Genomic DNA, 24,387 nt, shown 5'->3' on the forward strand with positions numbered 1-24,387 from the left:
ACTTTCGACGCATTTTCTTCACGCGAACCGGAAGCCACTTCGCTCGAAAATGCTCTAGTCGCTAAAAGCTCTGCGGCTCCAGGTGGCCGTCGCGCAGGGCGAAGACCCGGTCCATGTAGCGGGCCAGTTCCATGTTGTGGGTGGCGATCAGGGCGGCGACGCCCTGGCCGCGCGCCAGGTCGTAGAGCGCCTGGAAGGTGGCCGCCGAGGTCCCCGGATCGAGATTGCCCGTCGGCTCGTCGGCCAGCAGGAGCTTGGGCGAATTGGCCAGGGCGCGGGCGATGGCCACGCGCTGCTGCTCGCCGCCCGACATCTGGCCGGGCTGGTGATCGACGCGGGCCGCCAGACCCAGCTGGCTGAGCAGCCCCACGGCGTGCTCGCGGGCCTCGCCGCGACGGCGGCCGGCGATCATCAGCGGCAGTTCCACGTTCTCGGCGGCCGTGAACTCCGGCAGCAGGTGGTGGAACTGGTAGACGAAGCCGACGGTCGACAGCCGCACCTTGGTGCGCTGGCGCTCGGAGAGCTTGGAGCAGTCCTTGCCGTCGACGGCGATGACGCCGGCGTCGGGGCGCTCCAGCAGGCCAGCGGCGTGCAGCAGCGACGACTTGCCCGAGCCCGACGGGCCGATCAGCCCGACCACTTCGCCCGGATAGACGTCGAGATCGACGCCGCGCAGCACGGTCAGCTTGCCGGCCTCGGTGACATAGGTGCGCTCGACGCCGCGCAGGGCCAGGACCGGACTACTCATAGCGAAGGGCCTCAACGGGATCGAGGCGCGAGGCCCGCAGCGCCGGCGGCAGGGTCGCCAGCACGCTCATCAGGGTGGAGATCGAGACGACGCCGGCCACCTCGGCCCAGTCGATCTTGGCCGGGATATGGGCCAGGAAATAGATGTCGGCGCTGAACACGGCCGTGCCGGTGGCCCATTCGACGAAGTTCTGGATGGCGGTGATGTTGGCGCAGAACAGCGTGCCCAGCAGCAGGCCCGCCAGGGTGCCGGCCACGCCGATAGAGGCGCCGGCCATGATGAAGATACGCAGGATCGAGGACTGGCTGGCCCCCATGGTGCGCAGGATGGCGATGTCGCGGCCCTTGTTCTTCACCAGCATGACGAGGCCGGAGATGATGTTGAGGGTGGCGATGGCGACGATGAAGAACAGGATCAGCCGCATGACCTTGCGCTCGACCTGCAGCGCGTTGAAGTAGCTGCTGTTCTTGTCCATCCAGTCGGTGATGAACGCGCCGGGGCCGACGGCCTGCTCGATGGTGGCCTTGGCCGTCTTGGCGTTGTCGGGATCGGTGAGCTTGACCTCGACATAGTCGATAGCCGTGTCGCGCCCGAAGAACGGCTGGGCCTGGGCAAGCGGCATCATCACGTAGGACTCGTCGAACTGGCTCATGCCGACGCTGAAGATCCCGCCGACGACATAGTCCTTCTCACGGGTCGAGGTGCCGAAGGCGGTGGCCGGGCCGGCGGGCGAGATCAGGGTGATCGGGTCGCCGACCGAAAGACCCAGGTTGCGGGCCATGCGGTCGCCGATCAGCACCATGTCGCCGCCGTACTCGCCCTCGCCGAAGCCGTCGAGCGAGCCCTGCTTGATGTTGGCGGAGATCAGCTTCATGCCGCGCAGGTCGGCCGGATTGACGCCGCGGACGATGGCGCCGGTCACCTGGTTGGGACCGATGACCATGGCCTGGGCCTCGACCAGGGGCGCGGCCTGGATGACGCCGGGCACGGCCTTGATGCGGGCGATGACGCCCTCGCGGTCGGGGCCGTTCACCAGCGGTCCCTGGGCGTAGATATGGCCGTTGAAGCCGAGCAGCCGGCCGAGCAGTTCGGCGCGGAAGCCGTTCATGACGCTCATGACGGTGATAAGGGCGAAGACCGCCAGCATCACCGCGCTGAACGAGATCACCGAGATCAGGGCGACGCCGCCGTTCTTGCGCTTGGTGCGCAGGTAACGCCAGGCGACCGTCCGTTCCCAGGTTCCGAAAGGCCCCGCGCCGATAGCCATCAGGCGGCCTTGCCGGTCAGGCGGGCCAGGACCGCGTCGAGCGGCTCGGACACGCGCTCGCCGGTCTTGCGGTTCTTCAGCTCGACCACGCCCTCGGCGACGCCCTTGGGACCGACGATCAGCTGCCAGGGCAGACCGATCAGGTCCATGGTGGCGAACTTGGCGCCGCCGCGCGCATCGGTGTCGTCATAGAGCACGTCGACGCCGGCCGCCTGCAGGGCCTTGTAGGCTTCGTCACAAGCCGCGTCGCAAGCCGCGTCGCCCTGGCGCATGTTGACGATGCCCACGTGATAGGGCGCGACGCTTTCCGGCCAGATGATGCCGCCGTCGTCGTGGCTGGCCTCGATGATCGCGCCCAGCAGGCGCGAGACGCCGACGCCGTAGCTGCCCATCTGAACCGGGACTTCCTTGCCGTCCGGCCCCATGACCAGGGCCTTCATCGGCTCGGAATACTTGGTGCCGAACGAGAAGATGTGGCCGACCTCGATGCCGCGGGCCGATAGGCGGTCGCCCTCGGGGATCGCGTCGAAGGCGGCTTCGTCGTGCATCTCCTCGGTGGCGGCGTAGAGCGCGGTGCGCTGGTCGACCAGAGGCTGCAGGTCGCCGTACCATTCGACGTCGGGACCGGGCGCGGCCATCTCGACCAGGTCCTTGTGGCAGAAGACGGCGCTTTCGCCGGTCTCGGCCAGGACGATGAACTCGTGGCTCAGATCGCCGCCGATCGGGCCGGTGTCGGCGCGCATCGGCACGGCCTTCAGGCCCATGCGCGAGAACAGGTTCAGATAGGCCACGAACATGCGGTTGTACGACTTGCGCGCGCCCTCGGCGTCGAGGTCGAAGCTGTAGGCGTCCTTCATCAGGAACTCGCGGCCGCGCATAACGCCGAAGCGCGGACGGCGCTCGTCGCGGAACTTCCACTGCACGTGGTAGAGGTTCTTGGGCAGGTCCTTGTAGGACCGCACCGAGCCGCGGAAGATCTCGGTGACCATTTCCTCGTTGGTCGGCCCGTACAGCAGCTCGCGCTCGTGACGGTCGGTGATGCGCAGCATCTCCGGGCCGTAAGCGTCGTAGCGGCCCGACTCGCGCCACAGGTCGGCCAGTTGCAGGGTGGGCATCAGCAGTTCGATGGCGCCCGCGCGATCCATCTCCTCACGGACGATCTGCTCGATCTTGTTGAGCACCCGCAGACCCAGCGGCAGCCAGGCGTAGATGCCGGCGGCCTCCTGGCGGATCATGCCCGCGCGCAGCATCAGCTGGTGGGACGCGATCTGGGCGTCGGAGGGAGCTTCTTTCAGAACGGGCAGGAAGTAGCGCGACAGGCGCATGGACGGAACGTCTCCGGGGGAATTCGAGGCGTTGAGATAGCCGGTCGCCGTTCAGCTTGGCAACGCGCGCGGCGAAAAGATGACGAACTCTCGCTCATCGAGCGGAGCCATAACGAAAAGAAGGCCGCGCGGTTCACTCGCGCGGCCATCAAGTTCATCGTCGGGGAAGACGCCACAGAGCAAGGCCGAACCCGGCCTCGTCATGACAATCTAGGCCTCCGAACGACTGTTGGGGCATCCGATTGCCGCCAAGTGGGCAAGTCGGCCTGTTTCGCCCAACCGATGGGCGTTTGACGGGCAGAAGGCCAGCGCCCGCCCAAGGCTTGGGCGCCGGGCCGCGTTCTGCAAATTTTTCAGTAGGTGGACGGCAGGTCAGGCAGACTCACCAGCTGGAACTTCACCACCAGCCAGAACACCACGAAAACCACGACCGAGATCCAGGTGGTGGTGAAGAACTTGCGCTTGAGGTTCGGGTTCACCGGCGCACCGGGATCCACGCCCGGCGGCGGTTCGATTCCCAGTTCGTGATAGCTGCGCGTGCCGATCGGCAGCACGGCGAACAGCACCGTCCACCAGATGGTCAGGAAGATCGCGATGCCGGTGATCGGACCCATCAGTGGTGCGCGTCCTTGGGGCTTTCCATCAATTCCACGAGCAGGCCGCCCATGTCCTTGGGGTGAACGAAGATGATCAGCGTTCCGTGGGCGCCGATCCGGGGCTCGCCTAGCACGGTCGCGCCCTTGGCGACCAGAGAATCGCGCGCCTCGTAGATGTTCTCGACCTCGAAGCAGATGTGGTGCTGACCGCCCTTGGGGTTCTTGGCGAGAAAGCCGTGGATAGGCGAGTTCTCGCCATAGGGCTCGATCAGCTCGATCTGGCTGTTGGGCAGGTTGACGAAGCAGACCCAGACGCCCTGCTCGGGCATGGCCCACTTGTCGGTGACCGAGGTGGCGCCGAGCAGTTCTCGGTACATCTTCACCGACTCGTCGATGGACGGGGTGGCGACGCCGACGTGGTTGAGCCTGCCGATCATGGTGCGGGGTCCTGGCTTAGCGGATCTTGCCGCCACTAACCGCGCCTCCGCTCACGGCAGTCAAGCCGCGCGAGCGCCCTTCAGCCAGTGGAAGCGCACGGGCAGGATCGGGATCAGCAGGAAGCCCAGCACGAACCCGCCAAGGTGGGCCTGCCAGGAGACCAGGATCATCCCCTGCTGCGAGGCAAGGCCATAGGCGCCGGCGGCGACCACGACGATCAGGTTCATCACCACGAAGGAGCCGACCGAACGGCCGACCTGGCGCGAGAAGACCGGCGCCAGCTCCGCTCTCCCCGGCCCCGCCAGGCGCGCGCCGGCGCCCCACAGGCCGCAGATCGCGCCCGAGGCCCCGACCAGCCAGCTTTCGGGGCTGAGCAGCATCGACAGCATGGCCCCGGCCGCGCCGCAGACCAGGAACAGCGCCGCGAACAGCAGGCCGCCGACGGCGTCGCGACCGAAGCGCTGCGCCAGGCCCGGCCCCAGGGCGACCAGGGCGGCCGAATTCATGGCGATGTGGAACCAGCCGGCGTGCATGAAGATGTAGCTGACCGGCGTCCACCACAGCCCCTCACGGAAGTTGCCGGGATGGAAGGCGCCGAGGCTGAGCAGCTCGGTTTCGAAGCCCAGGGGCGCGCTGGCCAGCTGGACGGCGAAGACCAGCCAGATCAAGCCCAGCGTCACCATCACCGGCCAGGCCTCGAACCAGAGGACGGCCGGCCCCGTGCCGAACAGGCCCTCGCGCCGGGGCGCGGGGGTCTCTTCGGTCAGGGGCGGATCCTCCGGCGTCGTCATGCGGCGATCAGAGACGCAGAACGGTCGTCTCGACGACCGGCTTGCGTTCCCAGATGCGGAAGGCGGCCTTCTTCACCGCGCGCGAGATGGCGTTCTCGATGGTCTCGTCGATCTCGCGATCATCGCCCGACAGGCGCTTGAAGGCCTCTTCGGCCTCTTCCGCCAGGTCGTCCAGAGCCTCGTCGAGGGGATACTCCTCGTCACCGGCCAGACCCAGGCCACGCACCTGCGGGCCCGAGACGACCTTGTTGCGGCCGTCGAGCACGATCGACACGGCCAGCACGCCGTTGAACGCCGCGTGGCGACGCTCGCGCAGGGCCTCGCCGTTCTCGGGCGTGACGACGCCGCCGTCGACGTAGAGCCGGCCGGCCGGCACCTCGTCGATGATCTCCGGATGGCCGGGCGCCAGGCGCACCATGTCGCCGTTGCGCGGGCTGACGGCGTGCGGGACCTGCAGGTCCTTGGCGAAGGCGGCGTGCTCGAGCAGGTGGCGGCGTTCGCCGTGGGTCGGCACGGCGATCTGCGGCCGGGCCCACTGGTACATCTGCTTCAGCTCGTCGCGGCACGGGTGGCCCGAAACGTGGATGCCGGGGGTGTCGCGCTCGGTGTGCAGGCGCACGCCGCGGTCGGCCAGCTTGTTCTGCAGGTTGCGGATCGGGATCTCGTTGCCCGGGATCACCCGCGAGCTGAACACCACGTGGTCGCCCGAAGAGAGCTTGACGTGCGGGTGGTTGCCCTCGGCGATGCGGGCCAGAGCCGCCCTCGCCTCGCCCTGGCTGCCGGTGCAGAGATAGAGGATCTCGTTCTCCGGCATGTGCTTGGCCTGGTCGTCGGTGACGAACGGCTCCAGGCCGTCCAGCAGTCCGACCGAGCGGGCGGCGGCGGCCATGCGGTGCATCGAGCGACCGGCCAGGCAGACCTTGCGGCCGGCGGCCTGGGCGGCGCGGATGACGGTGTCCATGCGCGCCACGTTCGAGGCGAAGCAGGCCACGGCGATCTTGCCCGTCAGGCTGCCGATCAGCTTGTTCAGCTCGACGCGGACGTCGGCTTCCGATCCGGCGGTGCCTTCGACGAAGACGTTGGTGCTGTCGCAGACCATGGCCAGCACGCCCTCGTCGCCGAGGCGGCGCAGGGCGTCGACGTCGGTGGCGGCGCCGAGCTGGGGATCGGGATCGATCTTCCAGTCGCCGGTGTGCAGGATGGTGCCCAGCGGGGTCTTGATCGCCAGACCGTTGGGCTCGGGGATCGAGTGGGTCAGCGTCACCATTTCCAGGTGGAACGGGCCCAGGTCGAAGCTGCCGCTCAGCGGCACCTCGTGGATCTTCACCTCGTCCAGCAGGTTGGCGTCACGCAGCTTCTCGCGCAGCAGGAAGGCGGTGAACGGCGTGGCGTAGACCGGCGCCTTCAGCTGCGGCCACAGCCAGGCGACGGCACCCAGGTGGTCTTCGTGGGCATGGGTCAGCACGATGCCCAGAATGTCCTTGGCGTAGGGGACGATATATTCCGGGTCGGGCAGGATGATCTCGACGCCCGGCGTGGTCTGGTCGCCGAAGGTCACGCCCAGGTCGACGACGATCCACTTGCGATCGTGCGCCGGGCCAAAGCCGTACAGGTTGAAGTTCATGCCGATCTCGTTCGACCCGCCCAGGGGCAGGAAGACGAGCTCGTCCTCAGGGTGCTTTTTCATTCGTTCTCTAGGTGGGTATTGCGGCGATGAATTTCGAGGAGACCACGGATGGTCAGATCAGGGTCGAAGTGGTCGATGCTGTCGGTGGCGCCCTCGAACAGCGAGGCGACGCCGCCGGTGGCGACCACGGTCAGGGGTTCGCCGCGCTCGGCCTTGATGCGCGCGACCAGCCCTTCGATGAGTGAGATATAGCCCCAGAACACGCCCGATTGCATGGCGCTGACGGTGTCGGTGCCGACGACGCGATTACGGGCGGGACGCTGGATGGCGATGCGGGGCAGCTTGGCGGCCGCTTCGTGCAGCGCCTGCATGGAAAGATTGATGCCCGGGGCGATGATGCCGCCCTCGAAGGCGCCGTCGGCGCCCACCACGTCGAAGGTGGTGGCCGTGCCGCTGTCGATGACGATCAGCGGGCCCTTGTAGGCCATGCTGGCGCCCACGGCGTTGACCAGCCGGTCGGCGCCGGCCTCGCTGGGCTTGTCGATGCGGACATCGACGCCGAGCTTGGCGTTCTCGCCGATCACCAGCGGCTCGACGTTCAGATAGCGGCGCGACAGGTTACGCAGGTTGAACAGCGATTGGGGCACGACGCTGGAGATGATGCAGGCGTCGAGCGAGCGGAAGCCCAGGCCCTGCATCGACATCAACTGCGACAGCCAGACCACGTATTCGTCGGCCGTGCGCGTGCTCTCGGTGGCGGCGCGCCACTGGGCGATCCACGACTGGCCGTCGTGGATGGCGAACATGGTGTTGGTGTTGCCCTGTTCGATAGCCAGCAGCATCAGGGGTTTCCTCCGAAGAAGACGTCGCCGGCGGTGATCCGGCGCAGTTGGCCGTCGGCCAGGCGCAGGCGCAAGGCGCCGTCGGCGTCGAGGCCCTCGGCGATCCCTTCGATCGTCTCGGTCGAGAGCCGCGCCGTGCAGGGCTCGCCCAGGCCGTGCGCCTTGGCGGTCCAGGCGTCGGCGATGGCGGGGAAGCCAAGGCGGTACCAGACGTCGAGCCAGCGGGCGAAGGCCGGGGCCAGGATCCCGATCGCCTCGACGGGAGACGGCGGCGGCTCGGCCCGCCAGGTCGGCAGGGCCGTGGCCGGACGCTCGCTGTCGATGGGCTTGCGGGCGAGATTGACGCCGATCCCCACGGCCAACCACAGGCCGCCGGCGGGGCTCTTGCCGGACTCGACGAGGATACCGCTGATCTTCAGGCCGCCGACCATCGGGTCGTTGGGCCATTTCAGGCTGACCAGCCGCTCGGCGACATAGGCGCACAGCAGGTCGGCGACGGCCAGGGCCGCCACGAACGAGATCTGCGCGGCCTCGGCGGGCGGCTTGTCGGTGGTGAGCAGGAGGGTGGCGGCCAGGTTGCCGTCGCCGGTTTCCCAGGCGCGGCCCCGGCGACCGCGGCCCGCGGTCTGCCGCAGGCCGACGATCCAGACCGGGCCCGCCTGCCCCGCTTCCGCGCGGCGGCGAGCCTCGGCGTTGGTCGAGTCGATCTCGTCGAGAACGACGACGGGCGGCCCCTCGGCGGACGCGCCCGTCACGTCACGCGTGGCCAAAGGCCGCCGCGGCCGCCTTGGCGGCGGGGTCGAGCCAGACCAGGGCGATCAGGACGATCGGGAACGAGAACAGGGCCGCGGCGAAGCCGATCGCGCGAGCGGTCGGTTGCGGCTTGTCCACCGCGCTGGTCGGCGCGTCGAACCACACCGTCTTGATCAGACGCAGGTAGTAGAAGGCGGCCACGACGCTGCCGACCAGGCCGATCACGGCGGCCCACTGCAGCGGCACGTCGCCCGAGCCCATGGCGGCCTTGAAGACGTAGAACTTGGCCCAGAAGCCCGAGAACGGCGGCAGGCCCAGGGCCGACAGCGAGAACGCGGTCATGGCCAGGGCGACGCCCGGACGTTCCTTCACCAGGCCGGCCATGTCCTCGATGGTCTCCATCGGCTTGCCGTCGCGGGTCAGCGCCTGCAGGCAGGCGAAGAAGCCGGTGACGTCCACCATGTAGAGCACCATGAACACCAGCATCGAGTGCAGGCCGGTCTCGCCGCCGGTGGCGACGCCCAGCAGGGCGTAGCCGACGTTGGCGATCGAGGAATAGGCCCACAGGCGCTTGAGGTTGCTCTGGGCGAGGCCGGCGAAGGCGCCGACGAACACCGACAGCAGGGCCGCGATGATCAGCACCTGGCGCCATTGGGCCACGGCGTCCGGGAAGGCGTCGCCCAGCACGCGGGCGAACATCATCATGGCGGCCAGCTTCGGCGCGGCGGCGAAGAAGCCGACGACCGGGGTCGGGGCGCCTTCGTAGACGTCCGGGGTCCACATGTGGAACGGCGCGGCCGAAACCTTGAACGCCAGGCCGCAGATCACGAAGATCAGGCCAAACAGCAGGCCCAGGCCGTGAGCGCCGTGCGAAGCCGCGGCGATGTCGACGAAGCGGGTCGAGCCCGAGAAGCCGTAGATCAGCGAGGCGCCGTACAGCAGGATGCCCGACGACAGCGCGCCCAGCACGAAGTACTTCAGGCCCGCTTCCGAGGCCTTGGCGTCGTCGCGGCGGAAGGCCGCCAGGACGTACAGGGCCAGCGATTGCAGCTCGACGCCGATATAGAGGCTGATCAGGTCGCCGGCCGAGGCCGTGATGCCCATGCCCAGCGCGGCCAGGATCACCAGGACCGGGAACTCGAACTTCTGGTCGCCGCGGGCGGCCAGCCAGCGGTCGCCCAGCACGATGGCCAGGGCGCTGAACAGGAAGATCGCGACCTTGGCGTAGGTGGCGGCGGCGTCGGCCGAATAGACGCCGTTGAAGGCGTCGCCGCGCGGTCCGTGGATCGCGAAGGCGGCGGCGACCACCAGGGCCAGAACCGAGGCGCCCGTGAAGACCGGCGAGGTCTTCTTGGAGAAGGCGCCCCAGACCAGCAGCAGCAGGGCCGAAATCGCCAGGACGACTTCAGGCAGGACGAGGGAGAAGTTGGCGGAGAACGTCATGGGATCCCTCACCCGCCCACGGCGGCGCGCCAGGCGCCGACGAGCCCGTCGACGGACGACGCGGTCAGGTTGAACACAAGATTAGGATAGATGCCGAGAACCAGGGTCATGACGATCAGCGGAACGAAGAGCAGGATTTCCCGCGCGTCGAGGTCCTTGATCGTCTTCAGCTCGGGGTTGGTGATCTCCCCGTACATGACCCGGCGGTACAGCGTCAGGGCGTACATGGCTGACAGGATCACGCCGGTGGCCGAGACGATCGCCGTCCAGGTCGAGGCCTTGTAGACGCCCGTCATGGTCAGGATTTCGCCGACGAAGCCAGAGGTGCCCGGCAGGCCGACATTGCCCATCGTGAACAGCAGGAACACGAAGGCGTAGTGCGGCATGCGGTTGGTGAGGCCGCCGTAGAAGGCGATCTCGCGGGTGTGCATGCGGTCGTAGACCACGCCGACGCAGAGGAAGAGCGCGCCGGAGATCACCCCGTGGCTGATCATCTGGAACAGGGCGCCCTGCTCGCCGGCGGCGTTGCCCGAGAAGATGCCCATGGTCACGAAGCCCATGTGGGCGACTGACGAGTAGGCGATCAGCTTCTTGATGTCGGTCTGACGGAAGGCGACCAGCGAGGTGTAGACGATGGCGATACCCGACAGGGCGAAGACCAGCGGCTGGAACATCTCCGAGGCGTTCGGGAACATCGGGATGCTGAAGCGCATGAAGCCGTAGCCGCCCATCTTCAGCAGGATACCGGCCAGGATGACCGAACCCGCCGTCGGGGCTTCCACGTGGGCGTCAGGCAGCCAGGTGTGCACCGGCCACATCGGCATCTTCACCGCGAACGAGGCGAAGAAGGCCAGCCACAGCCAGGTCTGGAGCCACGGCGCGAACTTGTAGGTCATGAGCTCGGGGATCGACGAGGTGCCGGCGATCGAGATCATGGCCAGGATGGCCGCCAGCATCAGCACCGAGCCGAGCAGCGTGTAGAGGAAGAACTTGTAGGCCGCGTAGATCCGGCGCTTGCCGCCCCAGATGCCGATGATCAGGAACATCGGCACCAGGCCCCCTTCGAAGAAGAGGTAGAACAGCACCAGGTCCAGCGCGCAGAACACGCCGATCACCAGGGTCTCGAGGACCAGGAAGGCGATCAGGTATTCGACGACGCGCTTTTCCACCGACTTCCAGCTGGCCACGATACAGATCGGCAGCAGGAAGGCAGTCAGCAGCACCAGCAGCACCGAAATGCCGTCGATGCCCATGCGGTAATGCAGGCCGCCGAACCAGGCGATGTCTTCCACGAACTGGAAGCCGGGGTTCTTGGCGTCGAACTGGAGCGTCAGCACCAGCGACAGGGCGAAGGCGACCACGGTGGTCGCGAGCGCGATCCACTTGGCCAGGGTGTCGGTCTTGGCGCTCGGACCCTGGATGGCGCGAGCCACCAGGATCAGAGCCACGCCGACGAGCGGAGCAAAGGTCGTAAGGCTGAGCAGGCCGGTCATCGATCCGTCCTCAACGGAATGCGTAAAGGGCGAACGTCAGCAGGCCGGCGACGCCGAGCAGCATGACGAAAGCGTAGTGGTAGACGTAGCCGGTCTGGGCTTTGCCCGTCTTGCGGCCAACGGCGTAGGAGACGGCGCTGACGCCGTCCGGGCCCAGGCGATCGATGATCTTCTGGTCCCCGCCCTTCCAGAACAGGTCGCCGAGGAACTTGGCGGCCCGCACGAAGGTGGCCTGATAGAGCTCGTCGAAGAACCACTTGTTGTAGAAGAACACGTACAACGGGCCGTTGCGCTCGGCGAGCTTGAGGCCGAGGCGCTCGTTGCCCTTGATCAGGTAGACGTAGACCGCGATCAGCAGGCCGATGATCGAGGCGATCAGCGGGCTCCACTTCACCCACTCGGCCACTTCGTGGGCCTCGTGCAGCACGTGGTTGGTCGGAGCGTTGAAGATCGCGCCGCGCCAGAACTCTTCCTGGTGGTGACCCACGAAGTAGCCGGTGAAGACGAAGCCGGCGGCGACCGCGCCGATCGAAAGCACGACCAGCGGCAGCAGCATCACCCAGGGGCTCTCGTGCGGCTTGTGATCATGGCCATGGCCATGGTCGTCATGACCGTGGTCGTCGTGCGCGCCGTGGGCATGGTCCCCATGAGCATGGTCGTCGTGACCGTGGGCGGCGTGCGCGTGATCGTCGTGGCCATGAGCGTGCGCGTCATGGGCGTGGTCGTCATGACCCCAACGGGCCTTGCCGTTGAAGGTGAAGAAGGCCAGGCGCCAGGAGTAGAACGAGGTCAGCCCCGCGACCAGCACGCCGATCGCCCAGGCGAACATGGCGATGCCGTTGTGACCGCCAGCGGCGAACGCCGCCTCGATGATGGTGTCCTTCGAGTAGAAGCCGGCGAAGCCCAGGTGCAGCGGCGGGAAGCCGAGGCCCGTGATGGCGATCGTGCCGATCGTCATGGCGATGAAGGTCACTGGCAGCAGCTTGGCCAGGGCGCCGTAGCGACGCATGTCCTGCTCGTGGTGCATGCCGTGGATCACCGAACCGGCGCCCAGGAACAGCAGAGCCTTGAAGAAGGCGTGCGTGAACAGGTGGAACATGGCCGCCTGATAGGCGCCGACGCCGGCCGCGAAGAACATGTAGCCCAGCTGCGAACAGGTCGAGTAGGCGATCACGCGCTTGATGTCGTTCTGGGTCAGACCGACCGTGGCGGCGAACAGGGCCGTGATGGCGCCGATCACCGTGACGATGTTCTTGGCCACCGGGGCGTATTCGAACATCGGCGACAGCAGGCACAGCATGTAGACGCCGGCGGTCACCATGGTGGCCGCGTGGATCAGGGCCGACACGGGGGTCGGGCCTTCCATGGCGTCAGGAAGCCAGGTGTGCAGGAAGAACTGGGCCGACTTGCCCATCGCGCCGATGAACAGCAGGAAGCAGGCGATGTCGACCAGCGGCCAGCTGTGGCCCGCGAACTCCCAGGTGCGCGAGGCGCCGGCGGCGATCATCGGGAACAGTTCGTGGAACTGGATGGTGCCGAAGGCCCAGTAGGTCGTCATGATGCCGAGGGCGAAGCCGAAGTCGCCGACCCGGTTGACCACGAAGGCCTTGATGGCCGCGGCGCTGGCCGAGGGCTTCTTGAACCAGAAGCCGATCAGCAGGTACGAGGCCAGACCCACGCCTTCCCAGCCGAAGAACAGCTGCATGAAGTCGGCGGCGGTGACCAGCGACAGCATGGCGAAGGTGAAGAGCGACAGGTACGCGAAGAAACGCGGCTTGCTGTCGTCCTCGGCCATGTAGCCCCAGGAATAGACGTGCACGAGCGCCGAGACGGTCGTGACCACGATCAGCATGGTCGCCGACAGGGCGTCGATGCGGATCGACCAGTTGGCGACAAAGTCGCCGATGTGGATGAACGGCAGCAGGGTGACCGTGAAGGCGTCCATGTCGCCCCAGGTCCACTTGCTGAACGTGACCCACGACAGGGCGCAGGCCAGGATCAGCAGGCCGGTAGTGACCGACTGCGACGCGACGTTGCCGATCCGCCGACCGAACAGGCCGGCGATGATCGCGCCCACCAGCGGGGCGAAGACGAGAATGGTGACGAGCGATTGCACTGGGTCAGCCCTTCATCATGCTGGCGTCGTCGACCGCGATGTCGCCGCGGTTACGGAAGAAGGTCACCAGGATGGCGAGGCCGACGGCCGCCTCGGCGGCGGCCACGGTCAGCACGAACATCGCGAAGATCTGGCCCGCCACGTCGTGCAGGTAGGCCGAGAACGCCACCAGGTTGATGTTCACCGCGAGCAGGATGAGCTCGATCGACATCAGGATGACGATGATGTTCTTGCGGTTCACGAAGATGCCGAAGACGCCGATCGTCAGAAGGATGGCGGCGACGATGAGGTAATGCGGAAGGCCGATCATTCGCTGATCCCTTCGCCCGGCTTGATCTGCACGAGTTCCATTCCGGTCTTGGGCGTACGGGCGACCTGCTTGCCGATGTCCTGACGCTTGACGCCCGGCTTGTGGCGCAGGGTCAGGACGATGGCGCCGATCATGGCGACCAGCAGCACCAGGCCCGCCGCCTGGAAGAAGAAGACATAGTCGGTGTAGAGCACCCGACCGAGCGCCTCGGTGTTGCTGAACCCGCCCGGCGAGGCGTTGGGCAGCGCGTTGGCGCTGGCCTTGCCGTTGGTGGCGACGCTGACGGCGACCATGATCATCTCGATGGTCAGCACGCCGGCGACGAGGCCGCCGATGGGCAGGTACTGCGCGAAGCCGTCCCGCAGCGCTTCGAAGTCGATGTCGAGCATCATGACCACGAAGAGGAACAGCACCGCGACCGCGCCCACATAGACGACGATCAGCAGCATCGCCAGGAACTCAGCGCCCAGAAGGACGAAGAGGCCGGCGGCCGAGAAGAAGGCGGTGATCAGGAAGAGCACCGAGTGCACGGGGTTCTTGGCCGACACGACGAGAAGACCCGCCGCTATCGTCACGAACGCCAGCAAATAGAAAGCTATCGCCTGCAAGGCCATTGGCCAGGGTGCTCCCCTGAAAGTTCAAATAACGACGGCGTGCGAAATACACGCCGCCAACCTCGGAATCGCGCCGGACCGTTTAGCGGTACGGAGCGTCCAACTCCAGATTCTTCGCGATCAGCCGTTCCCAACGGTCACCGTTGTCGAGCAGCTTTTCCTTGTCGTAGTAGAGCTCTTCACGCGTCTCGACCGCGAACTCGATGTTCGGGCCTTCGACGATGGCGTCCACCGGGCAGGCCTCTTGGCAGAGACCGCAGTAGATGCACTTCACCATGTCGATGTCGTACCGGGTCGTGCGGCGGCTGCCGTCTTCGCGCGGTTCGGCCTCGATGGTGATCGCCTGGGCGGGGCAAATGGCCTCGCACAGCTTGCAGGCGATGCAGCGCTCTTCCCCGTTGGGATAGCGACGCAGGGCGTGCTCGCCACGGAAACGAGGCGACTGCGGGCCGCGCTCGTTCGGGTAGATCACGGTCTTCTTCGGCGCGACCAGATACTTCATGGCCAGGCCGAAGGCGCCCGCGAAATCGAGCAGGGCCACCCCTTTGACCGCTTGCGTGATGCGCTGGAACACCAGAGCTCTCCTAACACTTTTCCTTAGGGAAAGGACGGACGTCCCTCCCCCGCTCTTCCTGCTGACGCCGCACCTGCTGGCGCAGCACGCAGTCCTTTGTCTCCGCCTCGGCCTTCCGGCGGGCCTCGATCTGCTCGTCGAGCGATCGCTCCCGCGGCGGCCGAATGCTCCGTCCTGGGATCGTGCAGCCGGCCAGCAGGCCGATCATCGCGATCCCGAGGACGACCCGCCTCATTTCCCGGCTCGGGGAATGACGCAGGTGTAGTTCGAAAGCTGGGCGGGATCTCCCCCGTCCATCTTGGCTTGCAACGTCCCGCCCTCGGCCTTGCACTTGTCGCCGGCCCGGCGCAGTTCGTCGTAGTTCACGATGCCCCGTCCCAGCGAATAGGAGCGGTCCGAGGCCTCGCTCGACGCGCAAGCGCCCAGCGAAACCAGGACCAGCCCCGTCAAGGCCAGGGCGGCGGAGCGCATCAGCCCGCCACCGGCGAGAAGACGCGCCAGCCGGCGACCAGGGCGACCAGCACCAGCGACATCGGCAGGAAGACCTTCCAGCCCAGGCGCATCAGTTGGTCGTAGCGGTAGCGAGGCACGATGGCCTTCGCCATGGCGAACATGAAGAACCAGAAGACGATCTTGGCGTAGAACACCAGGGCCAGGGCCAGCTTGCCCCACCAGCCCCACATCGCCACAAGGTCGATCGGCAGGCCCAGGTTCCAGCCGCCGAAGAACAGCACGCTGATCATCGCGCACATCAGCACGATGTTCGAATATTCGGCGACCATGAACAGCAGGTACGGGGTCGACGAGTACTCGACCTGATAACCGGCCACGAGTTCGGATTCGGCTTCCGGAAGGTCGAAGGGCGGGCGGTTCGTCTCGGCCAGGGCCGAGATGTAGAACATGCCCATGGCGATCACCATGACCGGCAGCAGGATGATGTTCTTGAGGCCGCCGCCGCCGAACACGTTCCAGTTCCAGATCCAGCCGGACTGGTTCTCGACGATGGTCGACAGGTTCATCGAGCCGGCCAGCAGGATCACCGTGATGATGATCAGGCCGATCGAGACTTCGTACGACACCATCTGCGCCGCCGAACGCAGCGCGCCCAGGAACGGGTACTTCGAGTTCGAAGCCCAGCCGCCCATGATGATGCCGTAGACGCCCAGCGAGCTCATCGCCAGCAGGTACAGGATCCCGACGTTCAGGTTGGAGACGACCCAGCCCGGCGCGAACGGCACCACGGCCCAGCCGATGAAACCCAGGACCAGGCTGATCAGCGGGGCCAGCAGGAAGATCGCCTTGTCGGCGCCGGCCGGGATGACGATTTCCTTCAGCACGAACTTGCCGAAGTCGGCGAAGGACTGCAGCAGGCCGAAGGGGCCGACGACGTTCGGGCCCTTGCGCATCTGCACGCCGGCCCAGATCTTGCGGTCGGCCAGCAGCAGGAAGGCCAGGCTCAGCAGAACCCAGATCACGACCAGCAGGATGCCGCCGAGAGTGAGGCCGAACCAGATAAGCGGGTTGGTCTGAGACACGGCTTACTCCGCGGCGATCTTGGCGGCGGCCGAGACGTTGGCCGCGCACTCGGCCATGGTCACGCTGGCGCGCGCGATGGGGTTGGTCAGGTGGAAGGCCTTCACCGGGCTCTCGAACGGAGCCTCGGAGACGTCCCCTTCCCCGCCGACGGCGGCGAGGTCGAACACGGTCGGGACCGAGCCCGGCGCGAAGTCGATCTGGCCGAAGGTGGGGTGGTCGGCGAACAGCTTGGCGCGCAGCTGGTCCAGGCTGTCATAGGGCAGCTTGGCGCCCAGCACTTCCGACAGCGCCCGCAGGATCGACCAGTCTTCCTTGGCCTCGCCCTTCGGGAACACGGCGCGCTTGCCCATCTGCACCCGACCCTCGGTGTTGACGTAGAGGCCGTTCTTTTCGGTGTAGGCGGCGCCCGGCAGGATGACGTCGGCCTTGTGGGCGCCGGCGTCGCCGTGGGTGCCGAGGTAGATCTTGAAGGCGTCCGAAGCGGCGGGCTCGCACTCGTCGGCGCCCAGCAGGAACAGCACGTCCAGCGCGCCCGGCTTCAGCATGTCGCGCGCCGAGAGGGCGCCTTCGGCCGGGACGAAGCCCAGATCGAGGCCGGCCACGCGGGCGGCGGCGGTGTGCAGCACGTTCCAGCCGTTCCAGCCTTCGCGGACGACCTTGAAGGTCTTGGCGACGCCGGCGGCGGCCTTGAGGATCGCCGCGCCGTCGGCGCGGGCCAGGGCGCCCTGGCCGATGATGATGGCGGGACGCTCGGCGGCCTTCAGGGCGGCGACGAAGTCGTTCTTGGCCTTGGCCAGGCCCGACAGCGTCTTGGCGCCGGCGCCGAGGTAGTCGTAGTCGAACGTCAGGTCGGCCTGTTCGCCGATGACGCCGAAGCGGGTCTTGCCGGCGATCCACTGCTTGCGGAAGCGGGCGTTGAGCACCGGGGCCTCGAGGCGCGGGTTCGTACCGACGAACAGCACGACGTCAGCGTCTTCAATGCCGGCGATGGTCGAGTTGAACAGCCAGCTCTCGCGCGGGCCGGCGCCCAGAGCCGTGCCGTCCTGGCGGGCGTCGAGGTTCTTCACGCCCAGGGCGGTGAAGAGGTCCTTGGTCGCCTTCAGGCTTTCGGCGTCCTGCAGGTCGCCAGCGATGACGCCGATGCGCTCAGGGGCGGTCGCCTTGATCTTGGCGGCGACGGCGGCGAAGGCTTCCGACCACGAGGCCGGCTTCAGCTTGCCGTCGACGCGGACGTACGGGCGGTCGAGGCGCTGACGCTGCAGGCCGTCGACGGCGTAGCGCGTCTTGTCGCTGATCCACTCTTCGTTGACGTCCTCGTTGATGCGCGGCAGCACGCGCAGCACGGCGTTGGCGCGGGCGTCGACGCGGATCGACGAGCCCAGGGCGTCCTGGACGTCGACGCTCTCGGTCTTCTTCAGCTCCCACGGACGGGCTTCGAAGGCGTAGGGCTTGGAGGTCAGGGCGCCGACCGGGCACAGGTCGATGACGTTGGCCGACAGCTCCGAGGTCACCGCGGCGCCCAGATAGGTCGTGATTTCAACGTCTTCGCCGCGCGAGATCAGACCGATTTCCGGCGAGCCGGCGACTTCGGTGATGAAGCGGACGCAGCGGGTGCACTGGATGCAGCGCGTCATCACGGTCTTGATGAGCGGGCCCATGGCCTTCTCTTCGACCGCGCGCTTGTTCTCTTCGTAGCGGCTGTCGTCACGGCCGTAGCCGACGGCCTGGTCCTGCAGGTCGCACTCGCCGCCCTGGTCGCAGATCGGGCAGTCCAGCGGGTGATTGATGAGCAGGAACTCCATCACCCCTTCGCGGGCCTTCTTGACCATCGGAGTCTTGGTGAAGATCTCCTGGCCCTCGGCGGCCGGCAGGGCGCAAGACGCCTGCGGCTTCGGCGGACCGGGTTTCACCTCGACCAGGCACATGCGGCAGTTGCCGGCGATGCTCAGACGCTCGTGATAGCAGAAGCGCGGGATCTCTTCCCCAGCCAGTTCCGCGACCTGCAGAACCGTCATGCCGGGTTCGAACTCGACCTCGACGCCGTTGACCTTGGCGATAGCCATGCTTGTTACTCCGCCGCGATCAGCTTGGCGCCCTGCACGTGCAGGCGACCGCTACGATAGGATGCGATCCGCTCCTCCACCTCGTGGCGGAAGTGACGGAACAGGCCCTGGATCGGCCAAGCGGCCGCGTCGCCCAGGGCGCAGATGGTGTGACCCTCGACCTGGGTCGTGACGTCCAGCAGGGTGTCGATCTCTTTCGGATCGGCCTCGCCGGTGGCCATGCGTTCCATGACCCGCCACATCCAGCCGGTGCCTTCGCGGCACGGCGTGCACTGGCCGCAGCTCTCGTGCTTGTAGAAGTACGACAGGCGGGCGATGGCGCGGACGAGGTCGGTGGACTTGTCCATGACGATGACGGCGGCGGTGCCCAGGCCCGACTTCAGGTTCCGCAGGGCGTCGAAGTCCATCGGCAGGTCTTCGCACTGCTCGGCCGGGATCATCGGCACCGACGAACCGCCCGGGATGACGGCCTTGAGGTTGCCCCAGCCGCCGCGGATGCCGCCGCAGTGGTCTTCCATCAGCTGACGGAAGGGGATGCTCATGGCTTCTTCGACGTTACAGGGCAGGTTCACGTGGCCCGAGACGCAGAACAGCTTGGTGCCGGCGTTGTTGGGACGGCCGAAACCCGCGAACCAGGCCGCGCCGCGGCGCAGGATCGTGCCGGCGACAGCGATGCTCTCGACGTTGTTGACCGTGGTCGGCATGCCGTAGAGGCCCGCGCCGGCCGGGAACGGCGGCTTCAGGCGCGGCTGACCCTTCTTGCCTTCCAGGCTTTCCAGCAGGGCGGTCTCTTCACCGCAGATATAGGCGCCGGCGCCGTGGTGGACGTAGAGGTCGAAGTCCCAGCCGTGGACGTTGTCCTTGCCGATCAGCTTGGCCTCGTAGGCCTGCTTGACCGCGGCTTCGAGGCGCTCACGCTCGAAGACGTACTCGCCGCGGATGTAGATGTAGCAGGCGTGGGCCAGCATGGCGCGCGAAGCGATCAGACAGCCCTCGATCAGGAGGTGCGGATCGTGCCGCATGATCTCCCGGTCCTTGCAGGTGCCCGGCTCGGACTCGTCGGCGTTGACCACCAGGTAGTGCGGACGGCCGTCCTTCACTTCCTTGGGCATGAAGGACCACTTCAGACCGGTCGAGAAACCAGCACCGCCCCGGCCTCGCAGACCGGAGTTCTTCATGTTCTCGATGATCCAGTCGCGACCGGCGTCCAAGATGTCCTTGGTGCCGTTCCAGCAACCGCGCGCCTTCGCACCCTCGAGGCCCCAGTCTTGGAGGCCGTAGAGGTTGGTGAAGATGCGATCCTTGTCTTCGAGGATACCGACCATGACTCTAGCTTTGCGGATCGAATGGATGGGTGCGGACATAGCGCGTCCGCCGGACGATGACATAGGCGAAAAGCAGCCAACCGGCGCCGATCACCAAAAGACCTGTGGGCGCCGCCCAGGCCGGAGCCCCAGGGACCTCCCGCCCCCAGATCAGCAGCAGGACGCCAGCCAGGCAGGCCACGAAACCCAGGACCCGCTCCTTGCGGTAGAGCCCCTTGATCGTGGCCAGGTAGGCCGCCCGCCTGGCGGAAAGGTCGTCGCTCAAGGCGCCCTCCCCGCTTGCGGTTCGGAACCGGCTTCAAGCTTGGTCACCTTCAGCCAGCCCATGATGAACCAGATCTGGGCGCCCAGCCCGACCACGACGGCCAGGATGAACACCGGCAGCAGCCACCAGACGTGGAAGGCCACGTGGCCGACGATCGCCGCGCCGGCCAGCAGGAAGCACACGACGTCGATGGCGAGCATCGTCGTGAGGCGCTTCTTCTGATGGACGGCGACGTCGGTCATCAGGCGGCGGGCTCCGCCTTGGTCTTCTTGGGCTTCTCGGGCAGGTTCGGAATCTTGATCTTCTTGGCCGCCGAGCCGTCGTACAGCTTGGGATCGGTCAGGGTCTGGATCTTTTCCTTCGGCTCCGAGGACTTGCGGCCCTCGTAGCTGCCCGGCTGCGGAGCCTTGCCCGCGGCGAAGTCGTCGAGGATCTGGGCCAGGCTCTCCGGCGTCAGGTCTTCGTAATAGTAGTCGTTGATGGCCGCCATCGGGGCGTTGCAGCAGGCGCCGAGGCACTCGACCTCTTCCCAGCTGAACTTGCCGTCGGCCGACACGGTGTGGGCAGGGCCGATCTTCTTCTCCAGCACCGACTTCAGGTCGAGCGCGCCGCGCAGCTGGCACGGCGTGGTGCCGCACAGCTGGACGAAGGCGGTCTTGCCCACCGGGGCCAGCTGGAACATCACGTAGAAGGTGGCGACTTCCAGCACGCGGATGACCGGCATCTCGAGCTGCTTGGCGATCTCCTGGATCGCCGGCTCGGAAATCCAGCCTTCCTGCTTCTGGGCCAGCCACAGCATCGGGATCACCGCCGACTGCTTGCGGGCGGCGGGATACTTGGCCTTCCACCAGTCGGCCTTGGCCTGGCTGTCGACCGAGAAGGCGAAGCTGGCGGGCTGCTCTTTGGCGAGACGACGAACGCTCATCGTGCGAAATCCACGCGGACGATCTTGTCGCCCTTGAAGGTGTAGATGGCGGCGACCTGGAAGGGCGCGTCGCCGTTGCCGCGGTCGACGTGCTCGTGATCGATCACGTTCGAGCCGACCACGATGCGGTTCAGGAGCTCGGCCTTGTTCTTGGGGAACTCGGCGAAGGTCTTGGCGTAGAAGGCGCGGTAGGCCTCGATGCCCGTGCGCGCCACCTCGCCGTTCAGCCCGGCCACGACCACGTCGTCCGAGAAGTGGGCGCAGTGGGCGTCCAGGTCCTGGGCGTTGTAGGCGTCGAGTTGGGCCTGGGCGATGCTCTCGAGGCTCATCGATCGACCTCGCCGAACACGATGTCGAGCGAACCCAGGATGGCCGAAACGTCGGCCAGCTGGTGGCCGCGGTTCATCCAGTCCATGGCGGCCAGGTGCGAGAAGCCCGGAGCCTTGATCTTGCAGCGGTACGGCTTGTTGGTGCCGTTGCTGACCACGTAGACGCCGAACTCGCCCTTGGGGGCTTCGACGGCCGCGTAGACCTCGCCTTCCGGCGTCTTGAAGCCCTCGGTGTAGAGCTTGAAGTGGTGGATCAGGGCTTCCATCGAGCGCTTCATCTCGGCGCGACGGGGCGGAGCCACCTTGTTGTCCTCGCTGAGCACCGGACCCGGCGTACCGCGCAGCATGGCGACGGCCTGCAGGATGATCTTGGTGCTCTCGCGCATCTCCTGCATGCGGCAGAGATAGCGATCGTAGCAGTCGCCGTTCTTGCCCAGCGGGATGTCGAACTCGAACTCGTTGTAGTTCTCGTACGGCTGGTTGCGACGCAGGTCCCAGGCGATGCCCGAACCGCGCACCATCACGCCCGAGAAGCCCCAGGCCCAGGCGTCTTCCTTGCTGACCACGCCGATGTCGACGTTGCGCTGCTTGAAGATGCGGTTGTCGGTGATCAGGCCTTCGATGTCGTCGCAGATCTTCGGGAAGGCCTTGGCCCACGCTTCGATGTCGTCGATCAGAGACGGGGTCAGGTCCTGGTGGACGCCGCCCGGACGGAAGTAGTTGGCGTGCAGGCGAGCGCCGCAGGCGCGCTCGTAGAACACCATCAGCTTCTCGCGCTCCTCGAAGCCCCAGAGCGGCGGCGTCAGGGCGCCGACGTCCATGGCCTGGGTCGTCACGTTCAGCAGGTGGTTCAGGATGCGGCCGATCTCGCAGAACAGCACGCGGATGACCTGGCCGCGCTTGGGCACTTCCACGCCCAGCAGCTTTTCGATGGCCAGGCAGAACGCATGCTCCTGATTCATCGGCGCCACGTAGTCGAGGCGGTCGAAGTACGGGATGTTCTGCAGGTAGGTGCGCGCTTCCATCAGCTTCTCGGTGCCGCGGTGCAGCAGGCCGATGTGCGGATCGACGCGCTCGACGATTTCACCGTCGAGTTCCAGCACCAGACGCAGCACGCCGTGCGCGGCCGGGTGCTGGGGGCCGAAGTTAATGTTGAACTTGCGGACCGGGGTTTCCGGGATCGCCGGAACCGTCGGTTCGTCGCGGAAGAAGTCGGTCGCCGCGGCGGGAGCGTTCGTGCCAGTCATGACTTAAGCCTTCTCCGCCTTCTCGTCGCCCGGCAGGACGTACTTGGCGCCCTCCCACGGAGACAGGAAGTCGAATGCGCGGAACTCGGTGATCTTCACGGGTTCGTAGACGACGCGCTTGAGTTCGTCGTCGTAACGGACCTCGACATAGCCGGTCATCGGGAAGTCTTTCCGCAGCGGGTGGCCGTGGAAACCGTAGTCCGTCAGGATCCGGCGCAGGTCCGGGTGGCCTTCGAAGAACACGCCGTACATGTCGAACGCTTCGCGCTCGAACCAGTCGGCGACCGGGAACACCGGCGTGGCGCTCGGCACCGGGGTGTCTTCGTCGGTCTGCACCTTCACGCGGACGCGGACGTTCTTCACCATCGACAGCAGGTGGTAGACCACGTCGAAACGCGCGGCGCGCTCGGGGTAGTCGACCGCCGTCAGGTCCACCAGCTGGTGGAAGCGGTAGTCGGGGTGATCACGCAGATAGGTCAGCAGCTCGACCACGCGGTTCGTCGAACCGAGCAGGTTCAGCTCGCCGAACGCGACGTTGTACGAGGCGATGGCCCCGGCCGAGTTGGCGACGATCGCCTGGCCGAGGGCTTCGAGGTCTTGGCTCATCGCTCGATGGTCCCCGTGCGACGGATCTTCTTCTGAAGCTGCAGCACGCCGTAGACGAGCGCCTCGGCCGTCGGCGGGCAGCCCGGCACGTAGATGTCGATCGGCACGACGCGGTCGCAGCCGCGAACGACGCTGTAGCTGTAATAGTAGTAGCCGCCGCCGTTGGCGCAGCTGCCCATCGAGATGACGTAGCGGGGCTCGGGCATCTGGTCGTAGACCTTGCGCAGAGCCGGAGCCATCTTGTTGGTCAGCGTGCCGGCGACGATCATCACGTCCGACTGACGCGGGCTGGCGCGCGGCGCGAAGCCGTAGCGCTCCAGGTCGTAGCGCGGCATGGCCGAGTGCATCATCTCGACGGCGCAGCACGCCAGGCCGAACGTCATCCACATCAGCGAACCCGTACGGGCCCAGGTGATCAGGTCGTCGGCTGCCGCGGTGATGAAGCCCTTGTCGGCCAGCTGCTGGGAGACGCCGTCGAAGAAGGCGTCGTGCAGCTTGGGGTCATAGCCCTGCACCGTCGAGCGGCCAGCGGCGCCGGCCGCCGGAAGCGGCGAGCTGTTGGCGGGAACGATCACTCCCATTCGAGGGCGCCCTTCTTCCATTCGTAGATAAAGCCGACAGTCAGAACGCCGAGGAAGCTCATCATCGACCAGAAGGCGAAGACCGAGGCTTCATGCGGAAGCTTCAGCAGGGTCACCGCCCACGGGAACAGGAAAGCCACTTCGAGGTCGAAGATGATGAAGAGGATCGAGACCAGGTAGAACCGGACGTCGAACTTCATGCGCGCGTCGTCGAAGGCGTTGAAGCCGCATTCGTATGCGGACAGCTTTTCCGGGTCCGGCGCCTTGGGCGCGAGCACGGCGGCAGCCAGCATGAAGACGATGCCGATAACCGCCGCGATCCCGAGAAAGATCACGATCGGCAGGTACTGGAGAAGGAAGGCGTTCATGACAGCCCTTGGCTTGAATCGGCCGCGTTGTAGCCCAGTGTCTTCCAGGCTTCAAACGCCCCGGGCACATTGAGAAACGATCGCAACTTCTGGCCATCCACAGGTTCGGCGACATGGCCGTTGACACGAGTCTTCGCCCGACATATCAGACGCCCCTCGCCGCACGGCGGGTCGCACTTCTGCCTCCGGGCGGACGGTAATGCCG

29 protein-coding genes are annotated in these 24,387 nt (G+C 66.6%); all 29 read right to left on the minus strand.

Annotation, left to right across the window (positions count from 1 at the left end):
* Positions 1-61: 61 nt before the first annotated feature.
* A complete protein-coding gene (locus tag AC07NS_RS20615) occupies positions 62-748 on the minus strand; it encodes an ABC transporter ATP-binding protein (protein WP_494606248.1) in 687 nt (228 codons plus the stop codon).
* Positions 741-2,015 (minus strand): lipoprotein-releasing ABC transporter permease subunit, encoded by a 1,275-nt coding sequence (locus AC07NS_RS20620; RefSeq protein ID WP_494606249.1) that lies wholly within the window; start codon positions 2,013-2,015, stop codon positions 741-743. Before AC07NS_RS20620 ends, AC07NS_RS20615 begins: the two co-directional genes overlap by 8 nt.
* Positions 2,015-3,340, minus strand: a complete 1,326-nt coding sequence (gene proS, locus AC07NS_RS20625; RefSeq protein ID WP_110117778.1) for a proline--tRNA ligase — start codon at positions 3,338-3,340, stop codon at positions 2,015-2,017. Before proS ends, AC07NS_RS20620 begins: the two co-directional genes overlap by 1 nt.
* A gap of 353 nt (positions 3,341-3,693) precedes the next feature.
* Positions 3,694-3,954 (minus strand): DUF1467 family protein, encoded by a 261-nt coding sequence (locus AC07NS_RS20630; RefSeq protein WP_494606251.1) that lies wholly within the window; start codon positions 3,952-3,954, stop codon positions 3,694-3,696.
* Positions 3,954-4,373, minus strand: a complete 420-nt coding sequence (mce, locus tag AC07NS_RS20635) for a methylmalonyl-CoA epimerase (RefSeq protein WP_494606253.1) — start codon at positions 4,371-4,373, stop codon at positions 3,954-3,956. The genes AC07NS_RS20630 and mce overlap by 1 nt, the downstream gene beginning before the upstream one ends.
* A 60-nt stretch (positions 4,374-4,433) precedes the next feature.
* Positions 4,434-5,165 (minus strand): rhomboid family intramembrane serine protease, encoded by a 732-nt coding sequence (locus AC07NS_RS20640; protein ID WP_494606255.1) that lies wholly within the window; start codon positions 5,163-5,165, stop codon positions 4,434-4,436.
* A gap of 7 nt (positions 5,166-5,172) precedes the next feature.
* Positions 5,173-6,852, minus strand: coding sequence for a ribonuclease J (locus AC07NS_RS20645; RefSeq protein WP_494606257.1), 1,680 nt, complete (start codon positions 6,850-6,852; stop codon positions 5,173-5,175).
* Positions 6,849-7,637: a type III pantothenate kinase gene (locus AC07NS_RS20650; RefSeq protein WP_494606300.1), complete on the minus strand. Its 789-nt coding sequence runs from the start codon at positions 7,635-7,637 to the stop codon at positions 6,849-6,851. The genes AC07NS_RS20645 and AC07NS_RS20650 overlap by 4 nt, the downstream gene beginning before the upstream one ends.
* Positions 7,634-8,389, minus strand: coding sequence for a biotin--[acetyl-CoA-carboxylase] ligase (locus AC07NS_RS20655; protein ID WP_494606259.1), 756 nt, complete (start codon positions 8,387-8,389; stop codon positions 7,634-7,636). The genes AC07NS_RS20650 and AC07NS_RS20655 overlap by 4 nt, the downstream gene beginning before the upstream one ends.
* 1 nt (position 8,390) lies before the next feature.
* Positions 8,391-9,830: an NADH-quinone oxidoreductase subunit NuoN gene (nuoN, locus tag AC07NS_RS20660; protein ID WP_494606261.1), complete on the minus strand. Its 1,440-nt coding sequence runs from the start codon at positions 9,828-9,830 to the stop codon at positions 8,391-8,393.
* A gap of 8 nt (positions 9,831-9,838) precedes the next feature.
* On the minus strand, positions 9,839-11,323 hold the full coding sequence (locus AC07NS_RS20665; RefSeq protein ID WP_494606262.1) for an NADH-quinone oxidoreductase subunit M: 1,485 nt from the start codon (positions 11,321-11,323) through the stop codon (positions 9,839-9,841).
* A gap of 10 nt (positions 11,324-11,333) precedes the next feature.
* Positions 11,334-13,439, minus strand: a complete 2,106-nt coding sequence (gene nuoL, locus AC07NS_RS20670; protein ID WP_494606263.1) for an NADH-quinone oxidoreductase subunit L — start codon at positions 13,437-13,439, stop codon at positions 11,334-11,336.
* Positions 13,440-13,443: 4 nt separating this feature from the next.
* Positions 13,444-13,749, minus strand: a complete 306-nt coding sequence (gene nuoK / locus AC07NS_RS20675) for an NADH-quinone oxidoreductase subunit NuoK (protein ID WP_494606264.1) — start codon at positions 13,747-13,749, stop codon at positions 13,444-13,446.
* On the minus strand, positions 13,746-14,363 hold the full coding sequence (locus tag AC07NS_RS20680) for an NADH-quinone oxidoreductase subunit J (protein WP_494606265.1): 618 nt from the start codon (positions 14,361-14,363) through the stop codon (positions 13,746-13,748). The genes nuoK and AC07NS_RS20680 overlap by 4 nt, the downstream gene beginning before the upstream one ends.
* Before the next feature lie 82 nt (positions 14,364-14,445).
* Positions 14,446-14,937, minus strand: coding sequence for an NADH-quinone oxidoreductase subunit NuoI (gene nuoI / locus AC07NS_RS20685; RefSeq protein WP_487288775.1), 492 nt, complete (start codon positions 14,935-14,937; stop codon positions 14,446-14,448).
* A 10-nt stretch (positions 14,938-14,947) separates the two neighbouring features.
* Positions 14,948-15,145 (minus strand): hypothetical protein, encoded by a 198-nt coding sequence (locus AC07NS_RS20690; RefSeq protein ID WP_494606266.1) that lies wholly within the window; start codon positions 15,143-15,145, stop codon positions 14,948-14,950.
* A 23-nt stretch (positions 15,146-15,168) separates the two neighbouring features.
* Positions 15,169-15,408: a hypothetical protein gene (locus AC07NS_RS20695; RefSeq protein ID WP_494606267.1), complete on the minus strand. Its 240-nt coding sequence runs from the start codon at positions 15,406-15,408 to the stop codon at positions 15,169-15,171.
* Positions 15,408-16,472, minus strand: a complete 1,065-nt coding sequence (nuoH, locus tag AC07NS_RS20700; protein WP_110117765.1) for an NADH-quinone oxidoreductase subunit NuoH — start codon at positions 16,470-16,472, stop codon at positions 15,408-15,410. Before nuoH ends, AC07NS_RS20695 begins: the two co-directional genes overlap by 1 nt.
* 3 nt (positions 16,473-16,475) lie before the next feature.
* Entirely contained in the window at positions 16,476-18,536 is a 2,061-nt protein-coding gene (nuoG, locus tag AC07NS_RS20705; RefSeq protein ID WP_494606268.1) for an NADH-quinone oxidoreductase subunit NuoG, read from the minus strand.
* A 5-nt stretch (positions 18,537-18,541) separates the two neighbouring features.
* A complete protein-coding gene (gene nuoF / locus AC07NS_RS20710; protein WP_110117763.1) occupies positions 18,542-19,861 on the minus strand; it encodes an NADH-quinone oxidoreductase subunit NuoF in 1,320 nt (439 codons plus the stop codon).
* 4 nt (positions 19,862-19,865) lie between these two features.
* Positions 19,866-20,126, minus strand: a complete 261-nt coding sequence (locus AC07NS_RS20715; protein ID WP_487288778.1) for a hypothetical protein — start codon at positions 20,124-20,126, stop codon at positions 19,866-19,868.
* Complete coding sequence (locus tag AC07NS_RS20720; RefSeq protein ID WP_494606270.1) at positions 20,123-20,368, minus strand: hypothetical protein; 246 nt, start codon at positions 20,366-20,368, stop codon at positions 20,123-20,125. Before AC07NS_RS20720 ends, AC07NS_RS20715 begins: the two co-directional genes overlap by 4 nt.
* Positions 20,368-21,051 (minus strand): NADH-quinone oxidoreductase subunit NuoE, encoded by a 684-nt coding sequence (nuoE, locus tag AC07NS_RS20725; protein WP_494606271.1) that lies wholly within the window; start codon positions 21,049-21,051, stop codon positions 20,368-20,370. The genes AC07NS_RS20720 and nuoE overlap by 1 nt, the downstream gene beginning before the upstream one ends.
* Entirely contained in the window at positions 21,048-21,380 is a 333-nt protein-coding gene (locus tag AC07NS_RS20730) for a nuclear transport factor 2 family protein (protein ID WP_110117759.1), read from the minus strand. The genes nuoE and AC07NS_RS20730 overlap by 4 nt, the downstream gene beginning before the upstream one ends.
* The gene (locus tag AC07NS_RS20735) at positions 21,377-22,627 is read right to left on the minus strand and encodes an NADH-quinone oxidoreductase subunit D (protein WP_494606273.1); all 1,251 of its coding nucleotides are present in this window, start codon (positions 22,625-22,627) and stop codon (positions 21,377-21,379) included. The genes AC07NS_RS20730 and AC07NS_RS20735 overlap by 4 nt, the downstream gene beginning before the upstream one ends.
* 3 nt (positions 22,628-22,630) lie before the next feature.
* Positions 22,631-23,233, minus strand: a complete 603-nt coding sequence (locus tag AC07NS_RS20740) for an NADH-quinone oxidoreductase subunit C (protein ID WP_494606275.1) — start codon at positions 23,231-23,233, stop codon at positions 22,631-22,633.
* Positions 23,230-23,835 (minus strand): NuoB/complex I 20 kDa subunit family protein, encoded by a 606-nt coding sequence (locus tag AC07NS_RS20745; RefSeq protein WP_110117756.1) that lies wholly within the window; start codon positions 23,833-23,835, stop codon positions 23,230-23,232. The genes AC07NS_RS20740 and AC07NS_RS20745 overlap by 4 nt, the downstream gene beginning before the upstream one ends.
* Entirely contained in the window at positions 23,805-24,182 is a 378-nt protein-coding gene (locus AC07NS_RS20750) for an NADH-quinone oxidoreductase subunit A (RefSeq protein WP_110117755.1), read from the minus strand. Before AC07NS_RS20750 ends, AC07NS_RS20745 begins: the two co-directional genes overlap by 31 nt.
* On the minus strand, positions 24,179-24,387 hold a 209-nt coding region (locus AC07NS_RS20755; protein WP_494606277.1), incomplete at its 5' end, for a hypothetical protein. The genes AC07NS_RS20755 and AC07NS_RS20750, both read right to left, overlap by 4 nt.

The organism is Caulobacter sp. GW821-FHT10A10 (assembly GCF_059415745.1).

Excerpts from the sequence above, each read along its gene's own strand:
- AC07NS_RS20695 (WP_494606267.1), bottom strand. The coding sequence starts at position 15,408 with ATGCGCTCCGCCGCCCTGGCCTTGACGGGGCTGGTCCTGGTTTCGCTG.
- AC07NS_RS20730 (WP_110117759.1), bottom strand. The coding sequence starts at position 21,380 with ATGAGCCTCGAGAGCATCGCCCAGGCCCAACTCGACGCCTACAACGCC.
- AC07NS_RS20620 (WP_494606249.1), bottom strand. The coding sequence starts at position 2,015 with ATGGCTATCGGCGCGGGGCCTTTCGGAACCTGGGAACGGACGGTCGCC.
- AC07NS_RS20630 (WP_494606251.1), bottom strand. The coding sequence starts at position 3,954 with ATGGGTCCGATCACCGGCATCGCGATCTTCCTGACCATCTGGTGGACG.
- nuoE (WP_494606271.1), bottom strand. The coding sequence starts at position 21,051 with ATGAGCGTTCGTCGTCTCGCCAAAGAGCAGCCCGCCAGCTTCGCCTTC.
- nuoK (WP_494606264.1), bottom strand. The coding sequence starts at position 13,749 with ATGATCGGCCTTCCGCATTACCTCATCGTCGCCGCCATCCTTCTGACG.
- AC07NS_RS20665 (WP_494606262.1), bottom strand. The coding sequence starts at position 11,323 with ATGACCGGCCTGCTCAGCCTTACGACCTTTGCTCCGCTCGTCGGCGTG.
- AC07NS_RS20645 (WP_494606257.1), bottom strand. The coding sequence starts at position 6,852 with ATGAAAAAGCACCCTGAGGACGAGCTCGTCTTCCTGCCCCTGGGCGGG.
- proS (WP_110117778.1), bottom strand. The coding sequence starts at position 3,340 with ATGCGCCTGTCGCGCTACTTCCTGCCCGTTCTGAAAGAAGCTCCCTCC.
- AC07NS_RS20720 (WP_494606270.1), bottom strand. The coding sequence starts at position 20,368 with ATGACCGACGTCGCCGTCCATCAGAAGAAGCGCCTCACGACGATGCTC.
- nuoN (WP_494606261.1), bottom strand. The coding sequence starts at position 9,830 with ATGACGTTCTCCGCCAACTTCTCCCTCGTCCTGCCTGAAGTCGTCCTG.
- nuoG (WP_494606268.1), bottom strand. The coding sequence starts at position 18,536 with ATGGCTATCGCCAAGGTCAACGGCGTCGAGGTCGAGTTCGAACCCGGC.
- mce (WP_494606253.1), bottom strand. The coding sequence starts at position 4,373 with ATGATCGGCAGGCTCAACCACGTCGGCGTCGCCACCCCGTCCATCGAC.
- AC07NS_RS20745 (WP_110117756.1), bottom strand. The coding sequence starts at position 23,835 with ATGGAAGAAGGGCGCCCTCGAATGGGAGTGATCGTTCCCGCCAACAGC.
- nuoF (WP_110117763.1), bottom strand. The coding sequence starts at position 19,861 with ATGGTCGGTATCCTCGAAGACAAGGATCGCATCTTCACCAACCTCTAC.
- AC07NS_RS20690 (WP_494606266.1), bottom strand. The coding sequence starts at position 15,145 with ATGATCGGCCTGCTGGCCGGCTGCACGATCCCAGGACGGAGCATTCGG.
- AC07NS_RS20735 (WP_494606273.1), bottom strand. The coding sequence starts at position 22,627 with ATGACTGGCACGAACGCTCCCGCCGCGGCGACCGACTTCTTCCGCGAC.
- AC07NS_RS20615 (WP_494606248.1), bottom strand. The coding sequence starts at position 748 with ATGAGTAGTCCGGTCCTGGCCCTGCGCGGCGTCGAGCGCACCTATGTC.
- AC07NS_RS20680 (WP_494606265.1), bottom strand. The coding sequence starts at position 14,363 with ATGGCCTTGCAGGCGATAGCTTTCTATTTGCTGGCGTTCGTGACGATA.
- AC07NS_RS20640 (WP_494606255.1), bottom strand. The coding sequence starts at position 5,165 with ATGACGACGCCGGAGGATCCGCCCCTGACCGAAGAGACCCCCGCGCCC.
- AC07NS_RS20740 (WP_494606275.1), bottom strand. The coding sequence starts at position 23,233 with ATGAGCCAAGACCTCGAAGCCCTCGGCCAGGCGATCGTCGCCAACTCG.
- AC07NS_RS20750 (WP_110117755.1), bottom strand. The coding sequence starts at position 24,182 with ATGAACGCCTTCCTTCTCCAGTACCTGCCGATCGTGATCTTTCTCGGG.